This is a genomic window from Mesorhizobium sp. M5C.F.Cr.IN.023.01.1.1, from assembly GCF_003997585.1.
In the GTDB taxonomy this organism is placed as follows: Bacteria; Pseudomonadota; Alphaproteobacteria; order Rhizobiales; family Rhizobiaceae; genus Mesorhizobium; species Mesorhizobium wenxiniae.
The window spans coordinates 1-16,931 of sequence record NZ_RZSU01000123.1; the positions used below are offsets into that span (position 1 = coordinate 1).

The 16,931-nt window shown below is 63.0% G+C and carries 16 protein-coding genes, 1 other RNA gene and 1 pseudogene; 17 read left to right on the forward strand and 1 reads right to left on the reverse strand.

The annotated features are described in order from the left end of the window. The first annotated feature begins 143 nt into the window (after nucleotides 1–143). The 7 genes and pseudogenes from EOA78_RS30445 to EOA78_RS30475 all read left to right on the forward strand — a co-directional run bounded on the left by EOA78_RS30445 (nucleotide 144) and on the right by EOA78_RS30475 (nucleotide 4,262). Nucleotides 144–341: a hypothetical protein gene (locus tag EOA78_RS30445; RefSeq protein ID WP_127318891.1), complete on the forward strand. Its 198-nt coding sequence runs from the start codon at nucleotides 144–146 to the stop codon at nucleotides 339–341. Nucleotides 342–637: 296 nt separating this feature from the next. After that, nucleotides 638–1,357 (forward strand): DnaJ family molecular chaperone, encoded by a 720-nt coding sequence (locus EOA78_RS30450; RefSeq protein ID WP_127318893.1) that lies wholly within the window; start codon nucleotides 638–640, stop codon nucleotides 1,355–1,357. After that, a complete protein-coding gene (locus tag EOA78_RS30455) occupies nucleotides 1,354–2,115 on the forward strand; it encodes an N-acetylmuramoyl-L-alanine amidase (RefSeq protein WP_127318895.1) in 762 nt (253 codons plus the stop codon). The genes EOA78_RS30450 and EOA78_RS30455 overlap by 4 nt, the downstream gene beginning before the upstream one ends. 182 nt (nucleotides 2,116–2,297) lie before the next feature. Next, nucleotides 2,298–3,077, forward strand: coding sequence for a transglycosylase SLT domain-containing protein (locus EOA78_RS30460; RefSeq protein WP_127318897.1), 780 nt, complete (start codon nucleotides 2,298–2,300; stop codon nucleotides 3,075–3,077). 58 nt (nucleotides 3,078–3,135) lie between these two features. After that, nucleotides 3,136–3,532: RNase P RNA component class A (rnpB, locus tag EOA78_RS30465), an RNA gene on the forward strand. A 175-nt stretch (nucleotides 3,533–3,707) separates the two neighbouring features. Next, on the forward strand, nucleotides 3,708–4,064 hold the full coding sequence (locus EOA78_RS37455) for a type II toxin-antitoxin system ParD family antitoxin (protein ID WP_245477863.1): 357 nt from the start codon (nucleotides 3,708–3,710) through the stop codon (nucleotides 4,062–4,064). After that, nucleotides 3,988–4,262: pseudogene (locus tag EOA78_RS30475) on the forward strand (type II toxin-antitoxin system RelE/ParE family toxin). The gene EOA78_RS37455 and the pseudogene EOA78_RS30475 overlap by 77 nt, the downstream one beginning before the upstream one ends. 24 nt (nucleotides 4,263–4,286) lie before the next feature. Here the strand turns inward: EOA78_RS30475 and EOA78_RS30480 are convergent. Beyond that, nucleotides 4,287–5,402: a cystathionine gamma-lyase gene (locus EOA78_RS30480; RefSeq protein WP_127318899.1), complete on the reverse strand. Its 1,116-nt coding sequence runs from the start codon at nucleotides 5,400–5,402 to the stop codon at nucleotides 4,287–4,289. A 406-nt stretch (nucleotides 5,403–5,808) separates the two neighbouring features. Here EOA78_RS30480 and mraZ point away from each other — a divergent pair, with 406 nt between their 5' ends. From mraZ to EOA78_RS30530, 10 genes are all read left to right on the forward strand, one after another. Beyond that, nucleotides 5,809–6,267, forward strand: coding sequence for a division/cell wall cluster transcriptional repressor MraZ (mraZ, locus tag EOA78_RS30485; RefSeq protein ID WP_123151963.1), 459 nt, complete (start codon nucleotides 5,809–5,811; stop codon nucleotides 6,265–6,267). Then, nucleotides 6,264–7,295, forward strand: a complete 1,032-nt coding sequence (gene rsmH, locus EOA78_RS30490) for a 16S rRNA (cytosine(1402)-N(4))-methyltransferase RsmH (RefSeq protein WP_127318901.1) — start codon at nucleotides 6,264–6,266, stop codon at nucleotides 7,293–7,295. Before mraZ ends, rsmH begins: the two co-directional genes overlap by 4 nt. A gap of 4 nt (nucleotides 7,296–7,299) precedes the next feature. Then, nucleotides 7,300–7,695, forward strand: coding sequence for a hypothetical protein (locus EOA78_RS30495; RefSeq protein ID WP_127318903.1), 396 nt, complete (start codon nucleotides 7,300–7,302; stop codon nucleotides 7,693–7,695). Then, the gene (locus EOA78_RS30500) at nucleotides 7,692–9,416 is read left to right on the forward strand and encodes a penicillin-binding protein 2 (RefSeq protein ID WP_206533533.1); all 1,725 of its coding nucleotides are present in this window, start codon (nucleotides 7,692–7,694) and stop codon (nucleotides 9,414–9,416) included. Before EOA78_RS30495 ends, EOA78_RS30500 begins: the two co-directional genes overlap by 4 nt. 54 nt (nucleotides 9,417–9,470) lie before the next feature. After that, nucleotides 9,471–10,925: a UDP-N-acetylmuramoyl-L-alanyl-D-glutamate--2,6-diaminopimelate ligase gene (locus EOA78_RS30505; protein WP_127318905.1), complete on the forward strand. Its 1,455-nt coding sequence runs from the start codon at nucleotides 9,471–9,473 to the stop codon at nucleotides 10,923–10,925. Continuing rightward, nucleotides 10,922–12,355 carry a UDP-N-acetylmuramoylalanyl-D-glutamyl-2,6-diaminopimelate--D-alanyl-D-alanine ligase gene (locus EOA78_RS30510; protein WP_127318907.1) on the forward strand — a complete coding sequence of 478 codons (1,434 nt, stop codon included), beginning with the start codon at nucleotides 10,922–10,924 and terminating at the stop codon, nucleotides 12,353–12,355. Before EOA78_RS30505 ends, EOA78_RS30510 begins: the two co-directional genes overlap by 4 nt. Before the next feature lie 24 nt (nucleotides 12,356–12,379). Continuing rightward, complete coding sequence (gene mraY / locus EOA78_RS30515; RefSeq protein ID WP_127318909.1) at nucleotides 12,380–13,462, forward strand: phospho-N-acetylmuramoyl-pentapeptide-transferase; 1,083 nt, start codon at nucleotides 12,380–12,382, stop codon at nucleotides 13,460–13,462. Nucleotides 13,463–13,470: 8 nt separating this feature from the next. After that, complete coding sequence (gene murD / locus EOA78_RS30520; RefSeq protein ID WP_127318911.1) at nucleotides 13,471–14,874, forward strand: UDP-N-acetylmuramoyl-L-alanine--D-glutamate ligase; 1,404 nt, start codon at nucleotides 13,471–13,473, stop codon at nucleotides 14,872–14,874. Then, nucleotides 14,874–16,025: a putative lipid II flippase FtsW gene (gene ftsW, locus EOA78_RS30525; RefSeq protein ID WP_127318913.1), complete on the forward strand. Its 1,152-nt coding sequence runs from the start codon at nucleotides 14,874–14,876 to the stop codon at nucleotides 16,023–16,025. The genes murD and ftsW overlap by 1 nt, the downstream gene beginning before the upstream one ends. A 1-nt stretch (nucleotide 16,026) precedes the next feature. Then, nucleotides 16,027–16,931: UDP-N-acetylglucosamine--N-acetylmuramyl-(pentapeptide) pyrophosphoryl-undecaprenol N-acetylglucosamine transferase (locus EOA78_RS30530; RefSeq protein WP_164784004.1), on the forward strand; the 905-nt coding region annotated here is incomplete at its 3' end.

The following is a 16,931-nucleotide window of genomic DNA, read 5'->3' on the forward strand; positions in this document are numbered from 1 at the left end:
TAGTTCGCCACGGCTTCGCCGGCAACGGCAAAAGCAGATGATGTTACATGCCGAAACGCAACGTTATGAAACTCATAAGCGCCTGATGCATTCTGTCCTCGATCGTCACCCGGTAGCGGGGGCGTGATTAGAGGAGAGATGTCATGAAGAAACTCATTCTTGCGTCGGTTTCGGTGCTTGCCCTGCTTGGCGTTGCGGCTTGCAGCGACAGCGGCACGGGCGGGGACGCCACAACGACGCAGAGCACCAATCCGCCGGCGAATGAACAGCCAATGCAGCCGGCTCCTGACGCGACGAAGCCGGCCGAGCCGGCTCCGGCACAGCCTGCGCCGGCGCAGTAATTCTCATGTGAATGAACAGAAGGCCGGCATCATGCCGGCCTTCTGAGTTCAGGACGCGCTCCTTTCGGCCGCCGCACGCCCAGTTTCGCCCGGTACTTTTTCGCCCAGCAGAAGGGGCCGAATGGCAAGGCGACGAGGGCTGGCAGTTTCGCGCGCTGTGGCCGCCGCTGCCGCCTGCTGATTTTCCATGATAGACGGTTGCGCCAGCTGGTCAGGCGGCCGCGAAATCGGCTGGGCCGGCCCTGCGGCATTGTCTTCGCTTGATAGCGGTGGCCAGTTAGCCCTAATAGGTGCCTATGTCGATTTGGGATCGCCTTGGCGACTTCATCACGCGCGTTTCGTCCTCAACCTCGTCCGGCGTCGCCGACGTGGTCGAGGCTGTTCGCACGGTTTTCTCCGGCGATCCGGATCTGCGCCGGCGCGTCGCCTTCTCGGTAGCGATGATCGCACTGTCGGCCAAGATGGCCAAGGCCGACGGCATCGTCACGCAGGACGAGGTGCGCGCCTTCCAGCAGATATTCGAAGTGCCGAAGGAACAGACGCGCAATGTGGCGCGGCTCTATGATCTTGCCAAGCGCGACATTGCCGGATTCGAGACCTATGCCGCGCGCATGGCGCAGCTTTGCGGCTCCGGTCATTCGAACTGCAAGATGCTGGAGGACATTCTCGACGGGCTGTTCCACATCGCCAAGGCCGACGGGCTGGTCCACGAGCGCGAAGGCCAGTTCCTGCATCGTATTGCCGAGATTTTCCGGATCGAGGAGGCGCATTACCAGAGTATTCTGGCCCGGCACGTCGACCTGGGTGCGGCCGATCCCTATGTCGTGCTTGGCATCGATCGGGGAAAAACGTTCGAGGAGGTCAGGAAGCGTTATCGCAAGCTGGTTTCGGACAACCATCCCGACCGGCTGATCGCACGCGGGCTGCCGCAGGAATTCATCAAGATCGCAACGAGCAGGATAGCGGCGATCAACGCGGCCTATGAGATGATCGAACGAGGCCTGCGGCACGCATGAGCGGCTTCCCGCCCGACGAGCCGAGCGCCGAGGTAAGGGTATCGCCGAATTTCGGTCCACGACGCGAGAAGCCCGACATGATCGTGCTGCACTACACCGGGATGGAGACTGGCGCCGGCGCCGAAGAATGGCTGTGCGATCCGGCCAGCGAGGTTTCGTCGCATTATCTCGTCCATGAGGACGGCCGCATCGTCCAGATGGTCAGGGAAAGCGACCGTGCCTGGCATGCCGGCAAGAGTTCCTGGTTCGGACGCAGCGACATCAACTCCTGTTCGCTCGGCATCGAGATCGTCAATCCGGGGCATTCGCTGGGCTATCGGAATTTTCCGAAACCGCAGATCGATGCCGTCATCAGCCTGTGCAAGGGAATTGTTCAGCGCCATTCGATTCCGGCCCAACGGGTGCTCGCCCATTCCGACGTGGCGCCGGGACGCAAGATCGACCCCGGCGAGAAGTTCCCTTGGAAAGCGCTGTTCGAGGCCGGTGTCGGCCATCTCGTCGAAGCGGCACCCCTCAGGCGCGGCGCGGTGCTGAAGGCCGGCGATGCGAATGCCGAGGTCGAGGCGTTGCAATCGATGCTGGCGCTCTACGGTTATGGCGTGGAGATATCAGGCTATTTCGACCGGCATACCGAAATCGTGGTTGAGGCTTTTCAACGGCACTTCCGCCAACGCAAAGTGGATGGCGTGGCCGACGGATCGACAATCCGCACGCTGGAAAGGCTGCTTGCTTCCGTGAGGGCAGTTCCGTCCAAGTAGTCTTTTCCTAGTTGTTAAGTTACAGCCTGTCACTCAAAGTGACTTGCCCCGCCTTTTTTGCCGCCAATTCGGTCGTCAAAGGCGATCCGTGCAAGTTGTCGGACCTACTGCCCCAGATGTTCCGATGTTGGTTAGCGTAGCTGCGTGAAGTTCTTCGCGCGGTTCAAACAGAACAGGATCCCATGCAGAAATTGACCGTTTTAACGGCAGCTGTTGCTGCCGGCGTAATGACTTTTGCCATCGGTGCTGCCAATGGCGCGCCGCTGAGCCAGCGGGCCGACCAGGGTTTCATTACCGTGTCCGATAAAACCGCCACGCCGAAAGCCGGCCAAGATGCAAAGGAAAAAAGGACAGCCTCCGCAAAGGCGGTAAAAGCTGCTGCGGTAAAGGTGAAAAAGCCAGCGTCCGCAAAGGCGGGCAAAGCTGGGGTAAAGGTGAAAAAGTCAGCCTCTGCAAAAAATCCAATCACCAAGCGACACGTGAAGCGCAACAGGACCCGCATCGACCAGGCGACGACGGCGTCGATCGGCCGGCAAAGCCGGGCGGCGGCGCCGAAGGCGGCGACCGCTGGCGGCAGTGGCCAGTATTCGGCGATTATCGAGCGTCATGCCGCCAGCAATGGTGTGCCGGTCTCGCTCGCCAAGGCCGTCATCATGATCGAAAGCAGCTTCCGGCCGGACCAGGTCGGCAGCGCCGGTGAGATCGGCCTGATGCAGATCAAGCCGTCGACGGCGCGGATGATGGGTTACAGCGGCTCGATCAAGGGCCTCTACGATCCCGAGACCAACATCAAATACGGCATGAAATACCTCGCCATGGCGCAGAACCTCGGCGGAGGCACGACCTGCGGCACGATCCTCAAATACAATGCCGGCCATGGCGCCAAGCGGATGAACCCGATTTCCGCGGCCTATTGCGGCAAGGTCAAGGTGCAGTTGGCCGCGCTTGGAGCGCCGGCGTAATAAGCCCGAACCTGCTTTTTTCTTGCGTTTTCGGCCTTGAACCCCTTTATACGCCTTGCCAGCTGGCCGGGCGGCCGCACCCGCGAAGCCGAAAGGCTGCGGGTGAGGAAAGTCCGGGCTCCATGGAGACACGGTGCCGGTTAATGGCCGGCGGGGGCGACCCTAGGGAAAGTGCCACAGAAAGCAAACCGCCACGATCCGTCGTGGTAAGGGTGAAAGGGTGGGGTAAGAGCCCACCGCGCGACTGGCAACAGGAGCGGCACGGTAAACCCCACCGGGAGCAAGACCGAATAGGGGCGGTGCGAGGGGAAACCCTCGAGGGCTGTTTCCGGCTCACCGTCCGGGTAGGTTGCGTGAGGTGCATGGCAACATGCGCCCAAGATGAATGGCCGCCACGTTCTCGCGCCGCAAGGGGCGAGGCCATACAGAACCCGGCTTACAGGCCAGCTGGCAATTTCTTCCAGATTACAAGGAAAATCCTTGATATCAGCAGGTTGCGTCTTCAGGCGCGCCTGCTGGTTCAGGCGCTTCATTGATTGAATCAGCTTTGCTGATTGTGCGCGGAACAAGCGTTTTTTGAAGTTGGTACGATTAAATCGTACCAATTGTACGGGCATTATCAGGCGCATCATGGGTCAGGTCGACAAACGGAGTATCACACTTTCGCCGGAACCGGCGGCGGCGGTCGACGATGTGGTCGCCGCCGGCGAGTACGCTTCGGCGAGCGAGGTGATCCGCGACGCACTCAGGCAATGGAAGGACCGGCGCGATCTGCACTGCTATACCGTCGAGGAGTTGCGCAAGCTGGTGCAGGAGGGGGTCGACAGCGGGCCGGCGCTGGACGGGCCGCCAATCATCGAACAATTGCGCGCCAATATCTTAAAATGGCCGAGGCCAAAGGCCTTGAGGAGTGAAATACCGCCTGCTTCCTCAGGCGTTGATCGACCTCGAAATTATCGGCGACTACATTGCCGAACACAATCCTAATGCGGCGATCCGCATCGTGGATACCTTAGAGAGGCGTTGGGATTGCTGACCCTGCACCCCTTCTCAGGCGCGCCGCGCGAAGATATTGCGCCTGGCATCCGCCACTTGGTCTTCGGCGAGTATCTAACCTTGTACCGTGTCGGCGAGGCCGTCGAGATCCTGCGCGTTGCTGCATGGCCGGCGCAATATCGAAGCTGACGATCTGGCTCGTGATCGGTTCGTTCAGCCGGCGATGCCGTCCAGCGACGCTTCGATCGCCTGCCAAAGCTCTTCCACCGGCTCGCAGCCGACCGACAGGCGAACGAAGCCAGGCGGAACGGCATCACCCCAGCGGGCGCGCCGCTCGGCCGAAGAGTGGACGCCGCCGAAGGAGGTCGCCGGCTGGATCAGGGCGCAGGCGCCGATGAACGCTTCGGCCTTGGCTTCACTCCCCAGGTCAAGGCCGATAAGAAAGCCGAAACGCCTCATCTGGGTGATCGCCAGATTGTGCGAAGGGTCATCTTCCAGTCCAGGAAAGCGGACGGATTTCACGGCCCGATGATTTGACAGGCGTCGGGCGATCAGTTCGGCCGACGTGCACATGCGGTCGAAGCGGACTTCCAGCGTCTCGAGGCCTCGATGGACCAGCCAGGCTTCGAACGGTCCGGGGATGGAGCCTGACAGTTTCCGCCAGTCACGGATGGCAGTTATGATCCCGGCGTCACGGCTGGCGACATGGCCAAACAGCGCGTCGGAATGGCCATTGGGCGCCTTGGTGTCAGCAGCAACCACGATATCGGCACCGAGATCGAGCGGGCGCTGACCGTAAGGCGTCATCGTGGTGTTATCGGCGAAGACCAGCGCGCCGGCCTCGTGCGCAAGGCGCGCCACGCCGGCCATGTCGCAAATGTCCAGCCCGGGATTGGATGGGGTCTCGACGAACACCAGCCGGTAGCCGGAAAAACCGCCGTCCAGAAAGGACTTGGTCGGTCTTGTGTCGAACGAGACGTCGAAAGGTTTGAGGAAGCGCTCGGCAAGCACGCGAGGCGTGTAGTAACCATCGGACGGCAACAGGATGCGATCGCCTGCCTTGAGCAGCGCGAAAAAGACCGCCGCGATCGCGGCCATGCCCGACGGGAACGCTACCGACGGCGCGTCCTCAAGGTGGCCGAGCATGTCTTCCACCGCGTCCCATGTCGGGTTGTCGGAGCGTCCGTACTGGCTGACACCGGCCGGGTTGCCAGGCAGATGGAAAGTTGTCGTCATTATCAGCGGCAGCGAGACCGGGTCGCCCTTAGCGAGCTTGACGCCACGCAAATGGGCAAGGGTAGCGGCGCGCGACTTCGCTGTTTCGGACATCGTTTTTCGAACCCTGACTTTGAGGAAAAGAATGCGCAGACGCTATGCCGGGACTCACCGGCAGGCAAGCGCCGAACCGCGCCGGCAACCGCTCTAAACGCTTCGTTAGGCTTAATGGAGCATAAAGACGGGAGTGCCGTCAGAGCTGCTCCCATCGGTTGTGGCGCGCGCGTTTGTGAAGCCTATTCCCGTTGACGCCCATAGCGCCCCATGATATCCCATTTCGATATTCAAGCCTTCGTTCCGCGTCAGGGTGAAGCGTACGCCAATCGGGCAGCCGCGGCGGCTGCGCGTTCGCCTGTTTTCGCCTTTCAGAACGAAGTGAGTTTTGGGCAGGGACCGCGCCGGGGCGGCGCGGGCGGGAAGATGCAGAGGGGTGCGGCGGCGCAAGCGGCCGTAACGCGTAATGGACCGGTTTCTGTCAAGCGCGGTGAACAGGATCGATGCGAAGGGGCGGGTGTCCGTTCCAGCGCATTTCCGTGCGGTTGTGCAGAAACGCGGCTATTCGGAACTCTATGCGCTGCGCTGCCTGGACCGTCCGGCGATGGATGTCGGCGGGCTAGACCTGCTCGACCGCTACGAGCAGCGCATCGCGCAGGAAGACCCTTTCCTGCAGACGGCGGACGACATGTCGTTCTTCTGCCATGGCGATGGAACCTTTCTCAAGCTCGATCAGGACGGCCGCATCTCGATGACCGATTTCATCCGCGAGCACACCGGCATTTCCGCGGAAGCAGCGTTTGTCGGCCGCGGCAATTTCTTTCAGATCTGGGAACCTGGACGGCTCACCGCCTATGGGGCGGAAGCACGCGCCCGGCTTTTGCAGCTTCGGCAGGGAACGAAGCCCGGGGAGCGGCCGGAATGATGGCGGGCTACGGCGATGACCCTCACGCCGCTGGCGGACCGGCCCGTCACATTCCGGTCCTCCTTGCCGAAGTGCTGGAGGCGCTTTCGCCTAAAGCGGGCGAGGTGATCGTCGACGGCACCTTCGGCGCCGGCGGCTACACCAAAGCCATTCTGGCATGCGGCGCCACGGTCGTCGCCATCGACCGCGATCCGGATGCGATTGCTACCGGTCGTGCCCTCGAACAACAATCGGGCGGCAGGCTCAGGCTCGTTCAGGCGCCGTTCTCGACATTGGACGAGCATGTCGAAAGCGCCGACGGCGTCGTGCTCGACATCGGCATCTCCTCCATGCAGATCGACCAGGCGGCGCGCGGTTTTTCGTTCCGTGCCGATGGACCGCTCGATATGCGCATGGCGCAGGCTGGCCTCAGCGCCGCCGATGTCGTCAACAGCTTCAAAGCGGGCGACCTTGCCCGCATCTTCGGGTTACTTGGCGAAGAGCGCCATGCCGGCCGCATCGCCCGCATGATCGAAAGCCGTCGCGAAAAACATGCGTTCGAGCGCACGCTCGACCTTGCCGATGCCATCGAGACGCATGTCGGCCGCGCGCCGAAGGACAAGATCCATCCGGCGACCCGCGTCTTCCAGGCGCTGCGCATTTTCGTCAACGACGAACTCGGCGAACTGGCCAAAGCGCTGTTTGCGGCTGAACGCGTGCTGAAACCGGGCGGGCGGCTGGCCGTCGTGACGTTCCACTCCCTGGAAGACCGCATCGTCAAACGCTTCATCGCCGATCGCGCCGATGCGGCATCCGGATCGCGGCACCTGCCCGAGGCGCAGGCGCGCAGCGCCACTTTCAAAAAGGTGGGCAGCGGCGTGACGCCTGATGAGGCCGAGATATCAGCCAATCCGCGGGCGCGCTCGGCAAGGCTGCGCGCTGCGATCCGCACCGACGCACCGCCGCGCACCGGCGACTTTTCGATTTTCGGGCTTCCAAAGCTTCCTGAGCCAAAACTTCCCGGCGTCAATCGGCCGGGAGAAAGGTGAGCACGTGTTTCGTACCAGCGACATAGTCCTGATCGCCGTGATGGTTTCGGCTGCGGCCTTGACCTACAAGACCAAGCGCGAGGCCGAGGAGCAATTGGCGGCGGTGCACATGATCCAGGCGCAGATCCGCTACGAGGAGGATACGATCGATCTCCTGAAGGCGGACTGGAGCCTGCTGACCCAGCCGTCGCGCCTGCAAAAGCTGGCCGAGATCTATAGATCGCAACTCGAGCTCGAGCCGGTCAGCGCCCGCCAGATCATCGGGCTGGACGATCTGCCAGCAAAACCCCTCACCATCGAGGACCTTTCGTCCGAGCGACTGGGTGGCATGGCCGACAATTCTGGCAAAGGACCCTTGGGCGGCAAGGACCCTGTGGTCACCGGAGGCATCGTCCAATGATTCCCAGACTTCCATTGATCGCCAGACTGCTGAAGCGCCCCGCCAAGTCGGAAGACGGATCGATTGTGGTCGAAGGCGCGCGCAAAGCGACCGGCGGCAAGGGCAGGACCCGCATCGTAATGACGATGGCGGTGTTCTTCGGCATCTATTCGATCATCACCGGGCGGCTGGTCTATCTCGGTTTCCAGAATCCCGATCTGTCCGGTGGCCCGCAGAGCCGGGTGACGGCGTCACGACCCGACATCGTCGACCGCAACGGCGAAGTGCTAGCGACGGACATCAAGACGGCGTCGCTGTTTGCCGAACCGCGCCGCATCGTCGACGCCGACGAGGCGATCGAAAAGCTGGCGACGGTGCTTCCGGAAATCGACTACGAGCAGACCTACCATAAGCTGAAGAGCGGCGCCGGCTTCGTTTGGCTGCAGCGGCAACTGACGCCCAAGCAGCAATCGGATATCATGCAACTCGGCATTCCCGGCTTCGGCTTCCGCACCGAAAAGCGCCGCTTCTATCCGGCCGGCGAAACCTCGTCCTACATTGTCGGGCTCACCAACATCGACAATCAGGGCATCTCCGGCATGGAGAAATACATCGACGAGCAGGGGCTGAGCGACCTTCAGGCGTCGGGACTTGCGGTGGCCAAGGATCTGAAGCCGGTGCAGCTCTCGATCGACCTGCGCGTCCAGCATATCGTGCGTGACGAGGTCGCCACCGGCATGGAGAAATACCGCGCAATCGCAGCGGGCGCCGTCGTTCTCAACATCAAGACCGGCGAAGTGATGGCGATGGCCTCGGTTCCGGATTTCGATCCCAACAACCCGTACAATGCGCAGGACAAGGACCGCTTGAACCGCATGTCGGCCGGCCTTTACGAAATGGGTTCGACCTTGAAGAGCTTTACCACCGCCATGGCGCTCGATTCCGGCAAAGTGACGCTGGAAAGCCGTTTCGACGCTTCGCGCCCGATCAGGATCGGCCGTCAGACCATCCATGATTTTCACGGCAAGGCCCGGGTGCTGTCGGTGCCCGAAGTGTTCATCTACTCGTCCAACATCGGTTCGGCCAAGGAAGCCGAAGCGGTCGGCATCGAGGGGCACCGCGAATTCCTACATCGCCTGGGCATCCTCGAAAAGATGCAGACGGAACTGCCGGAGGTCGCCCGCCCGACCGAGCCCAAAATCTGGAAACAGGTCCATTCGATCACCATCGCCTTCGGTCACGGCGTGTCGACGACGCCGCTGCAGACGGCGGTCGGCTGTGCCGCGCTGGTGAACGGCGGCTATCTGATCCAGCCGACATTCCTGAGGCGCGCGCGGGAACAGGCGATGTCGGTGGCCAAGAAAGTTGTCAGCGACAAGACCTCCGAGAGCATGCGCTATCTCTACGCACTGAACGCCGAGAAAGGCTCAGGCAGGAACGCCAGGGTTCCTGGTTATCGCGTCGGCGGCAAGACCGGAACGGCAGAGAAGGTTGTCAACGGCCGCTACTCAAAGGACAAGAATTTCAACGCCTTCGTCGCAGCTTTCCCGATGGACGATCCGCAATACATCGTGCTTACGATCGTCGACGAACCGAAGCCGGAAAAACCCGGCATGGGTGCAACGGCCGCCTCGAATGCTGGTGTCATGGCTGCAAACATTATCCGACGTTCAGCTTCCATGCTTGGCGTGAAGCCAGATTTCAGCCATGAAAATGGCGCAACGCTGGTTTCCTATCAGTGATTCTTGGGGCGCGCCGGCAACTGCGCGCTATTTTGTTGCTATGAACGGGGTTCGATGAAGCTGAAAGATCTAGCCGGTATCCTGTCTGTCGAGGGGACAGCTTCCTTCGATACGGAGGTTACCGGGATTTCGTCGGATTCCCGCCAGGTAGCACCGGGCGTGGTCTTCTTCGCGCTCACTGGCACCAAGGCCGATGGCGCGGCCTATGCCGCCGATGCCGCCAGTCGCGGCGCAGTGGCGATCGTGGCCAGCAAGGGCAGCGCCATCGCCGGACTGCCGGTGCCCGTTCTCGCCGTCGACGATCCGCGCCTTGCGCTGGCGCTGAGTGCCGCCCGCTACTTCGGCAGGCAGCCGCAAACCATGGTCGCGGTGACCGGTACCAGCGGCAAGACATCGGTTGCGGCCTTCACAAGACAGATATGGGAGCAGTCAGGGTTTGCCGCTGCTTCGATAGGCACGACCGGCGTGGTGGCGCCGGGCCGCAACGAATATGGCTCGCTGACCACCCCCGACCCGGTATATCTGCACAGGCTGCTGAAGGAACTGGCGGATGCCGGCGTCACCCACGCATCGATGGAGGCCTCCAGCCACGGCCTCGACCAGCGCCGGCTCGACGGCGTGAAGCTCGCAGCCGGCGGGTTCACCAATCTCGGCCGGGACCACATGGACTATCATCCGACAGTCGAGGACTATCATCGCGCCAAGCTGCGCCTGTTCGACGCGCTGCTGCCGAAGGACGCGCCGGCCGTCATTTTTGCCGACGATCCGTGGTCGGAGCCGACGATCCGGGCGGCGAAGGCGGCAGGACTGGATGTGCTGACGGTCGGCCGCCACGGCGAGTTCCTGAGACTGAAGCGGGTCGAGCACGAGCGCCACCGCCAGCGCGCCGAAGTGGAAGTCGATGGCGTTCTCCACGAGGTCGACCTGCCGCTGGCCGGGGATTTCCAGATCGCCAATGCCCTGGTTTCGGCGGGCCTCGCCATTTCTACTGGAACGCCTGCCGCCAAAGCCCTGATGGCGTTGGAGAAATTGAAGGGCGCGCCGGGTCGGCTCGACCTCGTTGGGACAACATCCCATGGTGCGCCGGTCTATGTCGATTATGCGCACAAGCCGGACGCGCTGGAAAACGTGCTGGCGTCGGTGCGGCCGTTCACCACCGGCCGCGTCATCGTCGTGTTCGGCTGTGGCGGCGACCGCGACCGGGGCAAGCGTCCGATCATGGGTGAAATCGCTACGCGGCTCGCCGATGTCGTTATCGTCACCGACGACAATCCGCGTTCGGAAGTGCCTGAAACGATCCGCGCCGCGATCCTTGCCGCTGCACCCGGCGCTGTCGAGATCGGCGATCGGCGCAAGGCAATCCACGAGGCAGTCGCCATGCTCCACGGCGGCGATACGCTGATCGTGGCCGGCAAGGGCCATGAGGAAGGCCAGACCATCGGCGCCGAGACGCTGCATTTTTCCGACCATGAGGAAGTCCGCGCCGCGCTCCAGGAGCGCGCCGCATGAGCTTTCTGTGGACCTCCGAGGATCTCGTCGCCGCCATGGGCGGACGACCGCTCGGTCTGATGCCGCAGGGTATCAGCGGCATCTCGATCGACAGCCGCAGCCTTGAGCCGGGCGATGCTTTCTTCGCCATCAAGGGCGAGGCGATGGATGGCCATGATTTCGCGACCGCCGCTATCAAGGCCGGCGCCGGCGTGCTGGTCGTCGCCGAGGGCAAGCTGCCGTCGCTCGGGCGGCTGACGGCGCCGATGATCGTCGTCCAGGACGTGCTGGCGGGGCTGGAAAAGCTAGGGCTGGCCGCCCGCGCGCGCTCGAACGCCAAGATCATCGCGGTGACCGGTTCGGCGGGCAAGACCACCACCAAGGAAGCGCTGCGCCATGTGCTGTCCGCGGTCGGCAAGGTGCACGCATCGGCCCAGTCTTTCAACAACCACTGGGGCGTCCCGCTGACGCTGGCGCGGATGCCGGTGGATTGCGACTATGCCGTGTTCGAGATCGGCATGAACCATCCCGACGAGATCCGGCCGCTGGCCAAGATGGTCCGGCCGCATGTCGCCATCGTCACGCTGATCGCCGCGGCACATCTCGGCTTCTTCCGCAATCTGGACGAGATCGCCAGGGCCAAGGCCGAGATTTTCGAGGGGCTGGAACCGGATGGTGCTGTCCTTCTCAACCGCGACGACCCGCGCTGGAAGCTTCTGGACAAGATGGCAAGAGCCGCCGGCGTCCAGCACATTTACGGCTTTGGCGAGAATGCCCGGGCGACCTTCAAACTGCTCGAATGCGCGCTGCATGCAGATCATTCTATCATCACCGCCAAGATCGGCGGTCAGGAAATCACCGCCAGGGTTGGCGCGCCGGGCCGACATATGGTGCAGAACGTGCTGGCCGTGCTGGGTGCCGCGCATCTGGTCGGCGCCGACATCGCCAGGGTGGCGACGGCGCTGGCCGATCTTTCGGCCGAACGCGGACGCGGCAAGCGCCACGTGCTGCATCACCCGAAAGGTCCGATCACGCTGATCGACGAGAGCTACAACGCCAATCCGGCGTCGATGAGCGCTGCAATGGCGCTGCTCAACGCAACGCCGGTGTCGGGCGAAGGGAGGCGCATCGCGGTGCTCGGCGACATGCTCGAACTGGGCGACCATTCGGCGAAGCTGCACGCAGGCCTTGCCGATCTCATAGCCGGCACCGAAACGCGCACGGTCTTTCTCGCCGGCCCGGAAATGCGGGCGCTGGCCGACACCCTTCCTGATGAGATCGAGACGGAGTATCGCGCCGGCGCAGAGGATCTGAAACTGGTGCTCCTGTCGGCGCTGAAGCCTGGCGACGTGGTGATGATCAAATCGTCGAAAGGCATCGGGTTTTCCAAATTGGTCGAGGCATTGCTCAGCAAATTTCCGGCGGTAGCCACAACCGCCAAACAGGCCTAGAGCCAGGTCCGGGGACCGAATCGCATGTTCACACTGCTCGTCGAATTCGCGGACAAGATCTCGGTCTTCAACGTCTTTCGCTACATAACCTTCCGTACCGGCGGCGCGCTGATCACTGCGGCGCTGATCGTCTTCATCTTCGGGCCGGCTATCATCAATTCGCTGAGGCTGCGGCAGGGCAAGGGCCAGCCGATCCGCGCCGACGGGCCGCAGACGCATTTCAAGAAGGCCGGCACGCCGACCATGGGCGGGCTAATGATCTTGTGCGGCATCATCGGCTCGTCGCTTTTGTGGGCGAACCTGTCCAGCATCTATGTCTGGGTGGTGCTGCTGGTGACCCTGGGTTTCGGCTCGATCGGGTTCTACGACGATTATCTCAAGGTGACGAAGCAATCGCATCTTGGGTTTTCCGGCAAGGCGCGGCTGGGGCTTGAATTCGTCATCGCCGGCATCGCCGCCTGGGTGATCATGCACAATGGCCAGGCGCCGTTCTCGTCGTCACTGACTTTCCCCTTCGCCAAGGAATTTCTCATCAATCTCGGCTGGTTCTTCATCCCGTTCTCGTGCTTCGTCATCGTCGGCGCCGGCAATGCGGTGAACCTGACCGATGGCCTCGACGGGCTGGCGATCGTGCCGATCATGATCGCAGCGGCGTCCTTCGGCGTCATCGCCTATCTCTCCGGCAATGCGGTATTCGCCGAATATCTGCAGATCCATTTCGTGCCTGGCACCGGTGAATTGGCGGTGGTCCTCGGCGCAGTGATCGGCGCCGGCCTCGGCTTCCTGTGGTTCAACGCACCGCCGGCGGCGATCTTCATGGGCGATACCGGCTCGCTGGCCCTGGGCGGCCTGATCGGCACGGTCGCAGTTGCCGCCAAGCACGAGATCGTGCTGGTCATCGTCGGCGGCCTGTTCGTCGTCGAGATCCTGTCGGTCATCATCCAGGTCGGCTACTTCAAGATGACCGGCAAGCGGGTGTTCCTGATGGCGCCGATCCACCATCATTTCGAAAAGCTCGGCTGGACCGAAAGTCAGGTGGTGATCCGCTTCTGGATCATCGCCGTCATCCTGGCGCTGGTCGGCCTGTCGACCCTGAAGCTCCGATAGGAGGCCGCTTGATCCCCGCCACATCCTTCGCAGGCAAGCGCGTTTCGCTCTTCGGGCTTGGCGGCTCGGGGATCGCTACGGCGCGCGCGCTGATCGAGGGCGGAGCGGACGTGCTCGCCTGGGACGACAATCCCGGCAGTGTCGCCAATGCCGCGGCCGTCGGGATCGCGACCGGCGATCTGCGCGGCGCCGACTGGGCGAAGTTCTCGGCCTTCGTGCTGTCGCCCGGCGTGCCGCTGACGCATCCGAAGCCGCACTGGACAGTGGAACTGGCGCGCGCTTCAGGCGTCGAGACCATTGGCGACATCGAGCTGTTCTGCCGGCAGCGGACGTTGCTGGCGCCGGCAGCGCCCTTCATCGCCATTACCGGCACCAACGGCAAATCGACGACGACGGCGCTGACGGCGCATATTCTGAAATCGGCAGGACGCGACACGCAGATGGGCGGCAATATCGGCCGCGCGGTGATGACGCTCGATCTCCCGAAGCCTGAGCGGCATTATGTCGTGGAATGCTCGTCCTACCAGATTGACCTGGCGCCCTCGATCAATCCGACCGCCGGCGTCCTGCTCAATCTGACGCCGGATCATCTCGACCGTCATGGCACGATGCAGCACTACGCCGCGATCAAGGAACGGCTGGCGGCCGGCAGCGAAACGGCAATCGTCGGTGTCGACGATTCCTGGTGCGCCCAGGCCGCCGACCGGCTGGAGCGGGCGGGCCGGCACGTCATCCGCATTTCCAAGCGCCTACCGCTGACCGATGGCTATTTTGCCGACGGCACCAATCTGATGGAGGCGGTGCATGGCCGTTACAGCCGCGTTGCCTTTCTCGAAGGCATCGGCTCGCTGCGCGGCCAGCACAATGCGCAGAATGCGTTGGCCGCTATCGCCGCCTGCCTCAAGGTCGGGCTCGAGCTGGGCGAGATCCAATCGGGGCTGGAGAGCTTTCCCGGGCTGGCGCACCGTATGGAGCAGGTCGGCCGCAAGGGCCATGTGCTGTTCATCAACGATTCCAAGGCGACCAATGCCGATGCGGCAGCGCCCGCATTGTCCAGCTTTCCGCGCATTTACTGGATTGCCGGCGGGTTGCCGAAAGAGGGTGGCATCGAGCCGTTGCGCGGCCTCTTTCCGCGGGTCGCCAAGGCCTATCTGATCGGTGAGGCCGCACCAGCCTTCTCGGCGACGCTCGGCGAGGCGGTGCCTTACGAGATCTCCGGCACGCTGGCCGCAGCAGTCGAGCATGCCGCAAGCGATGCGGCCAGGGATGATGACAACGGCGAGGTGGTGGTGCTGCTTTCGCCGGCCTGCGCCAGTTTCGACCAATTCAAGAATTTCGAAGTGCGCGGCGAAGCCTTCAGGCAAGCTGCGAGCACTATTGATGGCGTGAAGCTCATCGGAGGGGCACGATAATGCAAAGCCGTCTCGACAAAAGCCCGGTCGCCACCTGGTGGTGGACGGTCGATCGCTGGTTCCTGGCTGCGTTCCTGTCGCTGATGGGACTCGGCATCGTACTGTCTTTCGCGGCAAGCCCGGCGGTGGCCCAGCGCATCGGCCTGGACAGTTTCCACTTCGCCACACGGCAGATCATCTTCACCATTCCCGCACTTGGCGTGATGCTGGCCGTCTCCTTCCTGGAATCGCGGCAGATCAGACGCATGGCCCTAGCGATGCTGTGCGTCATGCTGGTGCTGATGGTGGCGGTACTCTACATCGGCGTCGAGGTGAAGGGCGCGCGGCGCTGGGTGTCGCTCGCCGGCATGTCGATCCAGCCGTCGGAATTCCTGAAGCCGGCGTTCGTCGTCATCTGCGCCTGGCTGTTTGCCGAACACAAGCGCCAGCCCGACATTCCAGGCAATCTCTTCGCCATGCTGCTGCTGGCCCTCGTCATTTCGCTGCTGGTGGCGCAGCCTGATTTCGGCCAGACAATGCTGGTGCTCGGCACCTGGGGGGTGATGTTCTTCATGGCCGGACTGCCATGGCTGTGGATCATCGCGCTGGGCGCTGCCGGCATCGGCGGCGTGTTTGCCGCCTATACGGTGTTCCCGCATGTCGCCGGCCGCATCGATCGCTTCATGACCGGCGAGGGCGATACGTTCCAGGTCGACATGGGCCGCGATGCGCTGATCAATGGCGGCTGGTTCGGCGTCGGGCCGGGCGAGGGCACCGTCAAGCGGGTCATACCCGACAGCCATGCCGATTTCGTCTTCTCGGTGGCCGGCGAGGAGTTCGGACTGATCATGTGCTTCTTCATCATGACCATCTTTGCCTTCATCGTGCTGCGCGGCCTCAGCACCGCGCTCAAGGAGCAGGACGATTTCACCCGCTATGCGGTTGGCGGCCTGGTCACCGTTTTCGGTCTGCAGTCTGTCATCAACATGGCCGTCAATCTGCAGCTGATGCCTGCCAAGGGCATGACCTTGCCGTTCATCTCCTATGGTGGCTCCTCGCAGATCGCCATCGCAATCTCGATGGGCATGGTGCTGGCGCTGACCCGCAAGCGGCCGGAAAAGCGCAAGCAGTTGGGCTTCGCACCGTCGCAGCGCGCCATGCCGGCGGAGTGAAATGTCCAAGGGCTCGATCCTTCTGGCCGCCGGCGGCACGGGCGGGCATCTCTTCCCGGCCGAGGCGCTGGCGCATGAGCTGATCGGGCGCGGCTGGACGGTGCATCTCGCCACCGATGCTCGTGCCGAGCGTTTTGCCGGCCAGTTTCCGGCCGCAGGCATCCATCCGATCCAGTCGGCGACGATGAGTTCGAAAAATCCTTTTGCCGTGCTCGCCGCCTTCTGGAAAATCTGGGGTGGCGTGCGGCAGGCATCCGCCGTGATCGGCCGGATCAAGCCAGCCGTCGTGGTCGGTTTTGGCGGCTATCCGACACTGCCGCCGCTCTATGCGGCGTCGCGGCGCAAGGTGCCGACGCTGATCCACGAGCAGAACGCGGTGATGGGGCGCGCCAACCGGGCGCTCGCCGGCCGCGTCGATGCCATCGCCGGCGGGTTCTTGCCGGAAGATTCGAGCGCTGCAGGCGCCAAGACGGTGACGACAGGCAATCCGGTCAGGCCGCAAGTGCTTGAGGCGGCAAAGATGCCCTATGCGGCGTCTACGGGCAAGCAGCCGTTCCGGTTTCTGGTATTCGGCGGCAGCCAGGGCGCACAGTTCTTTTCCGATGCCATACCGGCGGCGGTCGGACAGCTTTCCGACCTACAACGCAAGCGGCTCGTGATCATCCAGCAGGCGCGTGCCGACGATGTCGAGCGGGTGAAGGCTGCCTATGCCGCCCTTGGCATCGAGGCTGAGGTATCGCCCTTCTTCACCGACATGGCGACGCGCATGGCTGCGGCGCATCTGGTAATGTCGCGGTCCGGCGCATCGACCGTATCGGAAATCGCGGTGATCGGCCGGCCAGCGCTGCTGGTGCCCTATCCGCACGCGCTCGACCACGACCAGGCGGCCAATGCCGCGGCATTAGC